The 12,266-nt window shown below is 41.5% G+C and carries 9 protein-coding genes and 1 pseudogene; 5 read left to right on the plus strand and 5 right to left on the minus strand.

Features of this window, described 5'->3' with window-relative positions:
• Window positions 1-226, minus strand: a 226-nt coding sequence (locus E0409_RS12495; RefSeq protein WP_131291350.1) for a transposase, incomplete at its 3' end; no start/stop codon positions are given.
• A 51-nt stretch (window positions 227-277) separates the two neighbouring features.
• On the opposite strand from E0409_RS12495, the pseudogene E0409_RS12505 reads away from it, so the two are divergent.
• Window positions 278-475, plus strand: a pseudogene (locus E0409_RS12505) (hypothetical protein); the annotation flags it as partial.
• Between the two features lie 84 nt (window positions 476-559).
• On the opposite strand, the gene E0409_RS12510 reads toward E0409_RS12505, so the two are convergent.
• The 3 genes from E0409_RS12510 to purL form a co-directional block, all read right to left on the minus strand.
• Window positions 560-1,261 carry a hypothetical protein gene (locus E0409_RS12510; RefSeq protein WP_131291352.1) on the minus strand — a complete coding sequence of 234 codons (702 nt, stop codon included), beginning with the start codon at window positions 1,259-1,261 and terminating at the stop codon, window positions 560-562.
• 287 nt (window positions 1,262-1,548) lie between these two features.
• Complete coding sequence (locus E0409_RS16780) at window positions 1,549-1,680, minus strand: KGW motif small protein (protein ID WP_252151816.1); 132 nt, start codon at window positions 1,678-1,680, stop codon at window positions 1,549-1,551.
• Window positions 1,681-1,900: 220 nt separating this feature from the next.
• Window positions 1,901-5,731 carry a phosphoribosylformylglycinamidine synthase gene (purL, locus tag E0409_RS12515; RefSeq protein ID WP_131291353.1) on the minus strand — a complete coding sequence of 1,277 codons (3,831 nt, stop codon included), beginning with the start codon at window positions 5,729-5,731 and terminating at the stop codon, window positions 1,901-1,903.
• 581 nt (window positions 5,732-6,312) lie between these two features.
• Here purL and E0409_RS12520 point away from each other — a divergent pair.
• From E0409_RS12520 to ruvB, 3 genes are all read left to right on the plus strand, one after another.
• Window positions 6,313-7,653: a deoxyguanosinetriphosphate triphosphohydrolase gene (locus tag E0409_RS12520; RefSeq protein ID WP_131291354.1), complete on the plus strand. Its 1,341-nt coding sequence runs from the start codon at window positions 6,313-6,315 to the stop codon at window positions 7,651-7,653.
• A 122-nt stretch (window positions 7,654-7,775) separates the two neighbouring features.
• The gene (ruvA, locus tag E0409_RS12525) at window positions 7,776-8,378 is read left to right on the plus strand and encodes a Holliday junction branch migration protein RuvA (protein ID WP_131291355.1); all 603 of its coding nucleotides are present in this window, start codon (window positions 7,776-7,778) and stop codon (window positions 8,376-8,378) included.
• 256 nt (window positions 8,379-8,634) lie between these two features.
• The gene (ruvB, locus tag E0409_RS12530) at window positions 8,635-9,636 is read left to right on the plus strand and encodes a Holliday junction branch migration DNA helicase RuvB (protein WP_131291357.1); all 1,002 of its coding nucleotides are present in this window, start codon (window positions 8,635-8,637) and stop codon (window positions 9,634-9,636) included.
• Between the two features lie 382 nt (window positions 9,637-10,018).
• Here ruvB and E0409_RS12535 read toward each other — a convergent pair whose 3' ends face one another.
• Window positions 10,019-10,600, minus strand: coding sequence for a hypothetical protein (locus tag E0409_RS12535; protein ID WP_131291359.1), 582 nt, complete (start codon window positions 10,598-10,600; stop codon window positions 10,019-10,021).
• 307 nt (window positions 10,601-10,907) lie between these two features.
• Here E0409_RS12535 and E0409_RS12540 point away from each other — a divergent pair, with 307 nt between their 5' ends.
• Window positions 10,908-12,257, plus strand: coding sequence for an amidohydrolase (locus E0409_RS12540; protein ID WP_165541337.1), 1,350 nt, complete (start codon window positions 10,908-10,910; stop codon window positions 12,255-12,257).
• The last annotated feature ends 9 nt before the right edge of the window (window positions 12,258-12,266 follow it).

Here is a 12,266-nt window from a genome sequence, read left to right on the forward strand (position 1 = left end):
GTTCAAGTTGTTTAATGCGTTCTTGGTCTGAAAGCTGCTGTACTTTGATTGGATTCTGTTGATTCAAATACTTCTGATGCCAGGAACGTAGTGTTTCAGGAGTACAGCCAATCTTAGGTGCAATTGCTGTGATTGCAGCCCAAGTAGAAGGATAATCTTTTTCAGATTCAATCAATAATTGAACCGCTCTTTCTCTGATTTCAGGAGTATATTTTGGTTTTGTCATTGGGACATTCTCTCAAGAAAGTTGGTCTCCGACAAACCCGGTACGGTTCATGCGGTAGAAACAGGTTTTATCACTCAACAGGAAGCATCCAGTCTACTGACCTATAATGCCAAACGTTACGACAGTATGCTGACCGATGTTTTTGATTCTGAGCTTGATCAAGCTTTGGAACTGGAAAATCCTTATAATGATGAGGAAGAATCCGCACCTATGCCTGATACTGAACAGCAAGAACCGTTAGCACCTTAAAAAATTAAGAATAAAAAAAACGGCTGATTGAAGCCGTTTTTTATAAGTTAATTCTAGAACATAGTAGATAGATTTAAACATTCTCTATGATTCACTTTCTAATTTATCAAGTTTAACTTTTATAGAATATAGTTTTGAATAGGCTTGTATACCTTGTATTACATCCAATTTAACATCATCAAAATTTGGTTCAGGTGATCGAATTTTTATAATTTCATGCAGCATTTCATCTTTTAATTTTATATATAAAATATCTGGTTTATCTTGCTCATTAAAACTATCACCTACATTTTTTTGGATTTCATGAATAAACTTAAACTGATTATACTGTCCAACCATCAAAACATTTAAAGCCTTTTTAATATCAATTTCTAGTTCCTTAACACCATCAAACTTTTCAATCTGTTCAAATAATTTAAGAAAAGGAATAACTCTCTCATCCACTCTAGAATCACTTCTCCAACCACCAGAAAATTCAACACTTTTTTGCATTAGAATACGAAATAACTCTGCACGTGCTTGTTTTAATTCATGAATCGTTTTTTCAGCTTCTGATCTCAGCTCTTTCAATTTAACACCATTTCCTGCAATCGAAAATTCCTGCACCTCAGCAGCAAAAGCGATAATCAATCCAATCACAGCAAATCCAAGACTAAAACCTACAAACTCAGTTCCTGATAATTTCTCCAAATAGATTAGAAGCCACAAACCACAAGCAATCCCCGCTAAGCCAACAACAGCTCCAAAAACTATATTATTTTTTGATCTCTTTTCTTTAGTTTTCAATTTCTATCTCATGTATTTTTAATTACCCCATAATAACAAAAGAAAAACTCTATTTTTATTATCAACCATAAAATCACATGACTAGCGACATGGATGTCGCACATTTGGCAGAAGATACAAGGATGTATCTTCTGCCAAATAAAAGGTTTTTGTTACTTTTGACCTTTCAAAAGTAAAACGTCGCCTACGCGTTATTTATTGAAACTTTACACAATCAATTCGGCTGTACATATCAATATTGAAGCCATAAAAAAACCACCTCACGGTGGCTTTTTCAATTTAAAAATTTAAGAATTTTGAAGCAAATAGCTACCGATCAAGAACAACATTTGCAACCCAACAACTGCCATAAAAAACATCCAGCCTTTCTTACGTAAAGTCGCTTTATCAACATTTGTATATGTCACAGTTTTTAGCATTGTGTCACCTCACTTAGAGATTCAATCCTGAACTTATATTTAGTGAACCATCTTTCCTCTATATTGCATCATCATTGTGCATAAAACACACAAATACTCTTTCACTCCAATATAAAAGCAAAATCCAAACCAAGTCCAGCGGGAGAAATAAAATTAAATAAAAAATATGTACAAAATAAAAAAGCCACCCGAAGGTGGCTTTTTTCAAAACACTTCAGAATTAACCAATGAACTTACGTGCATTGCGGAACATGCGTAACCATGCACCATCTTCCGTCCATTCTTCAGGTTTCCAAGAATGCTGAACTGCACGGAAGTTACGTTCAGGGTGCGGCATCATAATCGTTGCACGACCGTCCATAGACGTCACACCAGTAATCGCTTCCGGTGAACCGTTCGGGTTCAATGGATATTGTTGTGTAGGGTTACCGAAGCTGTCTACATAACGCAAGCTAACTTGATTGCCTGCATTTAACGCAGCAATTTTATCTTCAGTTGCAACAACACGACCTTCACCATGCGCAACTGCGATTGGTAAAATCGAACCTTCCATACCGTCTAACAAGATCGAGTGAGATTTTTCTACACGAACGTTAACCGCACGCGCTTCAAAAACTTCAGAAGTGTTGCGGTGGAAACGTGGCCAAGCATCAGCACCCGGAATCAATGGCGCCAATTGCGACAACATTTGACAACCGTTACAGATCCCTAGAGAGAAGGTTTCTTGACGATTAAAGAATTTCTCAAATTGATCACGAAGTTTAGGGTTGAATAGAACTGATTTAGCCCAACCACCACCTGCACCCATGACGTCACCGTAAGAGAAACCACCACAAGTCACCAGACCTTCAAAGTCATCCAGGCTAATGCGACCTGCAATAAGGTCGCTCATGTGAACATCGACAGTGTTGAATCCAACTTTGTCGAATGCCGCAGCCATTTCAATATGACCGTTTACGCCTTGTTCACGCAAGATCACCATGTTTGGACGACGTGAATTAATAAACGGCGCTTCAACAGGTTCATTCAAGTCGAATGTCGGCTGTGTAATGATACCTTTGTGGTTCTTGTCTGTGATTAAAGCGAACTCAGAATCCGCAGTTTCGACGTTGTCACGTAAGCGTTGGATTTGATGTGAAACTTCAGTCCACGCCACTTGCAAGTCAGCACGTTCAAGGACTAAACCATTGATAGACAATTGATCCGTGTTATTTACACGACCAACAACGCTAATTGCATCTTTCAATACTGATTCAGCAACTTCAGCTTGTAGTGCTTCCCAATCGCTAGATGCAATTTGCAGTACTGCACCAATTTCTTCAGCAAATAAAGCTTCAGTCGATTGATCTTCAAGTGCTACACCCAAACGTGAAGCAAACATCATCTCTGCAACAGTCGCGAGTAAACCACCATCACCGATGTCATGGTAAGCCTTCACTAAGCCGCGGTTGTTCCAGTCTTGAACCAATGCGAAGAATGCTTTGAAGTCATCGAAGCTGTCTACGTCAGGCGTCACAGAACCAATAGCTTTGTAAACCTGAGCAAGAATCGAACCGCCTAAACGGAACTGACCTTTAGACAAGTCAATGCGTACCAGTACTGAATCTTCATTTTTCAATTCTGGTGTTAATGTTTTACGCACATCACCGACGGGTGCAAATGCAGTAATCACACCTGTCATTGGTGAAGTGACTGATTTGTCTTCGCCTTCGTCGTTCCAGGTAGTACGCATAGACAATGAGTCTTTACCGACTGGAATTGCAATACCCAAGGCTGGACACATTTCCATACCAATCGCTTTAACACCTTCAAATAGCGCTTGGTCTTCGCCTTTTTGACCGGCCGCAGCCATCCAGTTCGCAGACAATTTAATGTCGCTGATCTGTTCGATGTTGGCACACATGATGTTTGAAATCGATTCAGCCACAGCCAAACGTGCAGACGCCGCAGGATTGAGCAATGCAACAGGAGGACGTTCACCCATCGCCATTGCTTCACCTGTATAACCTACAAGGCTTGTAGTGGTCACTGCAGCATCCGCTACAGGAACTTGCCAACGCCCCACCATCTGGTCACGTGCAACCATACCAGTAATCGAACGGTCACCAATGGTGATCAAAAATGATTTAGACGCAACGGTTGGGTTCTTAAGAACACGGTAAATCGCATCTTTTAGATCAACATTTGCCGCAGTGAAGTCATCGCCTTTACGTTCAATGGTTTCATATGAACGGCTCATGCGAGGTGTACCACCCAACATCACTTGCATTGGCATATCCACAGCTTTGTTACCAAACAATGGATCTTCAACCGTCAAATGACGTGCTTCAGTCGCTTCACCTAACACGGCAAACGGACAGCGTTCACGTGCACAGATCGATTCAAAAAGTTCTAATGATGATGGACGAATCGCCAATACATAACGTTCTTGCGCTTCATTCGACCAGATTTCCATTGGAGACATGCCTGGCTCTAATGAAGGAATCTTACGAAGGTTCAAGACTGCACCAAGTTCGTGATCGTTCACGAGTTCTGGCATTGCATTCGATACACCACCCGCCCCCACGTCATGTACAGATACGATTGGGTTGTTATCTTCAAAGCGCCAGCAAGTATCAATCACTTCTTGGCAACGGCGTTCCATTTCTGGATTTTCACGTTGTACAGATGCGAAATCGAGGTTTTCACCCAGTTTACCGCTATCTACAGAAGATGCTGCACCACCGCCTAAGCCGATCAGCATTGCAGGACCACCCAGCACGATCAACAAGTCGCCCGGTTGGATTGGATCTTTTTCTACATGGTCAGGACGGATGTTACCGTAACCACCGGCAATCATAATTGGTTTATGGAAACCTTTTACATCACCATTGACGTTTTGTTCGAAAGTTCGGAAGTAACCATTTAAGGCAGGACGACCAAATTCGTTATTAAACGCAGCACCACCTAAAGGACCATCAATCATGATCTGTAGTGGAGATGCCATACGCGATGGTTTGCCGTAATTGTCTTCCCAAGGTTGTTCAAACCCAGGAATATTCAAGTTAGACACGGTGAAACCGGTTAAACCTGCTTTTGGTTTACCGCCACGACCTGTTGCGCCTTCGTCACGAATTTCACCACCTGAACCTGTCGCTGCACCGGCAAATGGTGCAATCGCTGTTGGATGGTTGTGGGTTTCCACTTTCATGAGGATATGAGCAGCTTGGCTCTTATATTTATAAACGTGGTGACCATTTTCATCCGGTTTTGGATAGAAACGTTGTGTGTCATAACCCACGATTACAGAGGCATTGTCTTTATATGCTGACAATACATCTGCAGGAGATTCTTTATAGGTATTTTTAATCATCTGGAACAATGACAATGGTTGTTTTTCACCATCAATTGTCCATTCTGAACCGAAGATTTTATGACGGCAATGCTCAGAGTTTGCTTGTGCAAACATCATCAGCTCGATGTCATGTGGGTTACGACCCATCTTGGTAAATGCTGCAGTTAAGTAGTCGATTTCTTCATCAGACAATGCAAAACCAAATTCAGAGTTGGCTTTAACCAGTGCTTCTTTACCTTGACCTAAAATATCAATGCTATTTAAAGGTTTTGGTTCAGTCTCGTTAAATAAAGCAACGGCATCATCAATTTGACTGAAAACGCTTTCAGTCATGCGGTCATGCAATGCCAGTTTCACTTCATTCGATATTTCAGAAATACCCTTTAAAGTAAACAAAACACCGCGTTCAAGGCGGTGTATCGGGGTATTACAATTGGCAAAAATATCAGTCGCTTTAGAAGACCACGGAGAGATTGTCCCTAAACGCGGTGTTACAAGAACTTGAATTTCATCACTTGCCGCTTGGCGAACTTCAAAAGACGCGCCGTCATTTAATAGTTGTAATGCAGATTGATGCTGCTGCTCGTTGAGCGCTTGATCAAACAGATAAATCCATTGACTTTCAATTGATTGAACAGAACTCATTGACGCTAAACGGTTTAAGAGTTGAGTTTTCTTAAAAGAAGAGTGTGCTGGTGCACCGGCCACGATAAACATGCTGATTTTGGCTCCACGGGCAGGTCTTTTGGACCATACCGCCAATGTGACTTAGAGAGAGCGCATATTCTACTGTGTATTGGCAAAATCAGCTAGATAGAAATTCACGAATGTGGCATCTATTCATGTAAGAATAATGAAGAATACTTTAATTTTCAGTTAAAAATTTTGAATTTTATCTCTATCGGATTCTTTAGCATCTTGTTTCTAAATGTTATTTACAATTCGTAGAGTGATTGCCTAGCAAGGGTTTTCGGCAGATGAACCACCGCCTCAGCTACAATTTTAAGTGATTGCGGATCAACCTGATCAATGCTGTCACCAACACTGAGATAACATAGCGAAAACTCAAGCACATCATCTTTCATTTGTTCATTAAATAGAATAATCGAAGTCTAAGTCCGCATCATTCTCAGAGTTTGAACCAGTAGGATCAATGCGATTTAAAAACATTCAGGAAACATGAAGCATCCCCTGACCGTTTATGTTCTCTATTCACAAGACAAATCATGTCGCACCACTCTAGTCTGTTCGGCTTTTTTTTGGCATGATGATTTCAGGTCATCACTGAATAATGATAAATGGAACAAATGCGTTGGTTAGAACTACTTTCGACAGTTCGTATTGGTAGCAAAAAACAAAGTACAGAACAGGCACGTAGCCCCTTTCATAAAGATTATGACCGCATTATTTTCTCGCAAAGTTTTCGTCAGCTAAACCGTAAAACCCAAGTGCATCCGCTGACACAACACGACGGTATTCATACCCGTTTAACCCATTCGCTAGAAGTATCCTGTATTGGTCGTTCACTCGGCATGCTTGCAGCGGAAAAAATTAAAGATCAACTGCCAGTGTGGATTTCTCCTGCCGATGTCGGGGCGATTATTCAGGCAGCTTGCCTTGCGCATGATATTGGCAATCCACCTTTTGGACATGCCGGTGAATATGCCATTCGCGAATGGTTTGATGATGCTTCACATGGCAATTTTTTAGAAAAACTCACGCCTGAAGAACAAGCCGATGTACGCCAGTTTGAAGGCAATGCCCAAGGTTTACGCTTACTGACCAAAATTGACTATCATCCCAATGATGGTGGCATGCGCTTAACTTACGCAACCTTAGGGGCTTACTTAAAGTACCCGTGGCTGTCCAAAACCATTGCATCACAAGGCGACCGCCCTGCCAGTCAACGGGCAAAGTTTGGTTGTTATCAATCTGAAAAAGAGATTTTGAAGCAAATTGCAGAGCAGCTCGGTTTAATTCAGCTGGGTGAATATCACTATTGCCGTCATCCACTGACCTATTTATTAGAAGCAGCAGATGACACCTGTTATGCCCTGATTGATCTTGAAGATGGCATTATTTTAAACATGCTCTCTTATGAAGAAGTGGAGCCTATTTTCCTGAACTTAATTGGTGATTATGGCATTCCTGAAGAATTGGCCATGTTGCACACCACTTGGCAACAAAAGATTGCTGCCTTAAGGGGACGAGTGATGAAGCGTCTGGTGGATGAAGTGACCACGGCATTTGCCAAACATCATCTGGAAATTTTGAGTGGTCAGCTTAAAGGCAGTTTATTGCAATACTGTTCACAAGATATTGAAGTTGGCATTAATCGCGCCAAAGAACTGGCACGTGACAAAATTTTTGAACACCCACAAAAAGCAGGTTTAGAGATTATTGCCCATCAAAGTCTGCAAAATATTTTGGATGCCTTTATTCCTTTGACTACGCCGCATAAAACTTTAAGTTTTAAGGAACAGCGATTGATGTCGATGCTGCAACGTGCAGGGGTATATTTTGAAAGTAATCACTATGAAAATATTATGCAGGTTTTGGATATTATTTCGAAGTTTTCAGACCATCAGGCCTATAACCTGTCGCAAGAGTTACAAGGCAATAAAGCCGGCTGGATGTAAAGATTTTGCAGATCTTCAGGCGAAACTCCCTGCAAAATTTAAATAAATATGCGTGCGCATTTTGCCTTTCGTGCAAATGCTCACTACTATGCAACGAACGATAGATAAGTGAAAAAATCAAAATGATTGGATGTCTCATTGGTGAAGTATTTGCTTTAGAAGCACCGACAGTACTGTTAAATGTAAATGGCGTGGGCTATGAAGTGGATACCCCGCTTTCTACGTTTTGCCAATTACACAAAGGGCAGAAAGTGACTTTATGGACGCATTTAACCGTACGTGAAGATGCACAATTGCTTTACGGTTTTTTAGATGCACAAGAGAAAACCATTTTCCGTACACTTCTTAAAGTGAACGGCGTTGGTCCTAAAATGGCACTCGGTATTTTATCGACTTTAAGTATCGATCTGCTCATTCACACCGTTGAAAATGAAGACCTGAATACACTGGTTAAAGTTCCGGGTGTGGGTAAAAAGACTGCTGAACGCCTCATGATTGAACTTCGTGACCGTTTTAAAGCCATGTCTTCAGGCAATGTCCCGACCAATTCAACAGCGCCACAAATTCAGTTTATGGGGAATTCAGCGGTTGCTGAAGCAGAAGCAGCTTTACAATCACTAGGTTATAAACCTTTAGAAGCTCAAAAACTGATTAATGCCGTGAAAGGTGATTACACTGAAGCCGGTGATATTATCCGTGCAGCATTAAAGTCGATGAATAAATAAGCTCTCTACCTATTAGCAAATTTTCAGTCCAGAATTTGCTAGCGCTTTGGCGACATGGATGTCGCCGAGTTGGATTGGGATATAGGGATATATCCTCAATCCAACAAAAGATTTTTGTTACCTTGCGCAGTATATATCCTGCTCATCTTTCAAAAGTAACTACTGCCTACGCAAAGGCAAAATGAGTCCGAGAGATTTTTTGAGGCTGTGAATTTATCCAGCTCAAATCAACCATTTAGGGATAGATTCAACAAATATGCAAGACCGTCTCATCAGTGGTTCTGAAAAACCCGAAGATCATTTTGATCGTGCCATTCGCCCGACTTCACTGGATGACTATGTTGGTCAGCCGGTGGTACGTGAGCAAATGGAGATCTTTATTGGCGCAGCACGTGGTCGTGGTGAAGCACTCGATCACACTTTAATTTTTGGTCCACCGGGTTTAGGTAAAACCACCCTGGCCAATATTATCGCGCGAGAAATGGGCGGTAATTTAAAATCAACTTCTGGACCGGTACTGGAACGTGCCGGTGATTTGGCAGCCATGCTGACCAATCTGGAAGAAGGTGACGTTTTATTTATTGATGAAATTCACCGTCTTTCACCCGTGATTGAAGAAATTCTGTATCCGGCAATGGAAGATTACCAACTCGATATCATGATTGGTGAAGGACCCGGTGCACGTTCAATTAAACTGGATTTGCCGCCATTTACTTTAGTGGCTGCAACGACGCGTGCAGGCTTACTGACCTCTCCACTGCGTGACCGTTTTGGTATTGTGCAGCGTTTAGAGTTTTATTCAGTGGCTGACCTAACTCATATTGTGTCACGTTCAGCAAGTTTAATGGATGTTCCCATGACCGATGATGGGGCTAAAGAAATTGCCCGTCGTGCACGGGGTACACCGCGTATTGCCAATCGTTTACTGCGTCGCGTGCGTGACTATGCTCAAGTCAAAGGCACAGGTGAAGTTAATCAGGATATGGCGCAACGTGCACTGGATATGTTGAAAGTTGATAAAGATGGTTTGGACACTTTAGACCGTCGTTATTTAAGCATGTTGTTAGAACGTTTTGATGGTGGCCCTGCCGGTGTGGAAGCTTTGGCTGCCGCAATGGCAGAAGATTCGGGCACTTTGGAAGATGTGATTGAGCCGTATTTAATTCAGCAAGGTTATACCATGCGTACTGCTCGAGGACGTATTGCCACCAATATGGCGTATTTGCAGTTTGGGATGACACCGCCTGAGCCGAAGTGATAAATGATTTAAAAATAACTTAGGTTCATTAGTATTTCATAGCTTAATTTAAGCAAGCTTTGGATACACGAGTGTGGCAGGGATGCCACACGTTAGCCATCCCTTGCGCTGCATTTTAAAGCAGTGCTTAAAACTGGCTCAGGATCTTGTGTATGGGTAACAAAGGCTTTTCTTGCGGACTCAAAATATATTTTGAGATCCTCATTTTGGCTTCTCAAAAGTAAGACCTTGCCTACACAAATGCATTTCAATTTTATTGAAAAATTGTGGCAATGAAATCTTATAATTTATCTAAGCGAATGCTAAAACTTTTTATAAGCACAAAATCAAAGGATATAGCGGCTGTTTGATCAACAAACTAGCACCACTAAAAATAAAAGCTCTATGATTTGGAAATCACCCTAACCTCTTCCACCAACATCAACTCACACGCACCACCGCCTGTATCCTCACGACTTAAAGAACTACGCCACGTCCATCCATCTGAAGACTTCACTTCCACCAACTGCCCTTTTAAATAAATTAAATCATCTTGATCAATTTGAGCCAGTTGTTTAGCGATGGCTTTGCTTGCAGGAATCAAATGAGTATTGGCACTTTGCGTTTCAATTTCACGTACCGGAATGGGTGGAGCATTTTCATAACGCCAATAATACCAACGGTTACTTTGTCGAATCGACAACTGCTGATAGACCTGTGGATCAGCCATTTTGTCCCATCCCAAAGCAAAATCGACAGGGCTAATCTCAGACTCGCGTCCAAAGTTATAATTTTCTCTAGATAAAACCCGAAACTCTCCAGTATAAGGCTCTAAATTTGTCATGCTATAGCCATTAAACTGATGAATTCCCGCTGTGGTTTGATAATCAGCAGCATCTGAAATACCTTTATCCGGTTTCAGCCAATATGACCACAGTGCAAATCCAATGGCGAAAATGATGAGATATTTCAAAAAACGGTTCATTTTAAACTCGAATATTTACCCGTCATGCAATGCGCCATCCATAGATTGAATCAAATGAAATCGCTAGGCATAGATTCAAAAAGTAAGTGTTATATACAAACTTTATAAACTCACTTTCACATGAAATACATAATTTTACAATGTAAAAAAGCGAATAAAGCCCTTTGAGAACAAACATTAATACTTAATATACTTTTAAAGTATAAACAAATACTTAGAGGGTTTTGGTCGAATTTAGATCTGTATGCAATCCTAGAGAGTCACTTTAACTATTTCAAACTCTTCAGGATTTTCCCAAGATATGAACATGTACAAGCAGATCTCCCTTTGTCTTCCCCTTGTCCTTTGCAGCCAACTCAGCTTTGCAGACTGGATTGATGATTCCGTTAAAAATGTAGAAGCGCATACCATTAAGCTTCGACAACATATTCATCAACACCCTGAACTTGGAAATATGGAATTCAAAACTTCTGAGCTGGTACAAAAAGAGTTGAAATCTTATGGCATTGAAGTGCGTAAAGGCTATGCCAAAACCGGTGTAATTGGTGTACTTAAAGGGGCTAAACCTGGTCCAGTGATGGCATTGCGTGCCGATATGGATGCCCTGCCGATTGAAGAAAAAACTGGACTCCCTTATGCCAGTAAAGCCAAAGCCATTTATCAAGGGGCAGAAACTCACGTGATGCACGGCTGTGGTCACGATGCCCATACCGCAATGCTACTGGGTGCCGCCAAAGCCTTAGCAGCGAATAAAGATAAAATTGCCGGTACTGTGATATTTGTATTCCAACCGGCTGAAGAAGGCGGTGCCGATATTGATAACTTTACCCAAGGTCATTTAATCGGTTCACGTAAAATGATTGCCGATGGTGCATTGAACAATCCAAAACCGGAAGTGATTTTCGGTATGCACGTGATGGCAGGCATGCCAAGTGGCAATATCTTGTATAAAGATGGCGCGATTCTGAACAGTGCCGACCACTTACGCATTCAAGTGAATGGTAAACAGGTGCATGGCTCTATGCCTTGGCTCGGTCGTGATCCAATTTATGCGTCTTCGCAAATGATCAATAACATGCAAAGTTTAGTCAGTCGTAATGCAGATTTAACCAAAGGCATGGGCGTAGTCAGTATTGGCAGTATCCGCGGTGGAACAACAGGTAATGTCATCCCTGATCAGGTAAATATGGTCGGCACCATTCGCTCTAACAGTGAAGATGTGCGTCAAGGCATTTTAAAAACTTTACCGAAAATGGTCGAACATAATGCTATAGCCAATGATGTCACTGCAAAAGTGGAAATTGCGCCATATGCGCCGGTAACCACCAATGACAAAACCTTAACCAAGCTGATGCAACCTACACTTGCCCAAGTGAATGGCGAAGATAAACTGCATGTGCTGGACAACAATGCCAGTGCAAGTGAAGACTTTGCCTATTATGGTCAGCTGATGCCATCTTTATTTGTCTTTGTGGGCGCAACACCTGCCGATCAAGACATGGCGAAAGCCGCACCTAACCATAACCCGTTATTTATCGTCGATAATGCAACTTTAAAAACCGGGGTAGAAAGCCATGTACGCTTCATCCTGGATTATCCAAAAGTCGCCGAACAGGTACAGACTGACTGGAAAAAGATGCAAGCTGCAAAAAAATAAAGTCCATTT

The sequence above is a fragment of the Acinetobacter sp. ANC 4862 genome, from assembly GCF_004336635.1.
Taxonomy (GTDB): Bacteria; Pseudomonadota; Gammaproteobacteria; order Pseudomonadales; family Moraxellaceae; genus Acinetobacter.

What these genes read in the sequence shown, in the direction of transcription:
- E0409_RS16780 (WP_252151816.1), bottom strand. Translation starts at nt 1,680, where the DNA reads ATGCTAAAAACTGTGACATATACAAATGTTGATAAAGCGACTTTACGT.
- purL (WP_131291353.1), bottom strand. Translation starts at nt 5,731, where the DNA reads ATGTTTATCGTGGCCGGTGCACCAGCACACTCTTCTTTTAAGAAAACT.
- ruvB (WP_131291357.1), top strand. Translation starts at nt 8,635, where the DNA reads ATGCAAGACCGTCTCATCAGTGGTTCTGAAAAACCCGAAGATCATTTT.
- E0409_RS12540 (WP_165541337.1), top strand. Translation starts at nt 10,908, where the DNA reads ATGTACAAGCAGATCTCCCTTTGTCTTCCCCTTGTCCTTTGCAGCCAA.
- ruvA (WP_131291355.1), top strand. Translation starts at nt 7,776, where the DNA reads ATGATTGGATGTCTCATTGGTGAAGTATTTGCTTTAGAAGCACCGACA.
- E0409_RS12520 (WP_131291354.1), top strand. Translation starts at nt 6,313, where the DNA reads ATGGAACAAATGCGTTGGTTAGAACTACTTTCGACAGTTCGTATTGGT.
- E0409_RS12535 (WP_131291359.1), bottom strand. Translation starts at nt 10,600, where the DNA reads ATGAACCGTTTTTTGAAATATCTCATCATTTTCGCCATTGGATTTGCA.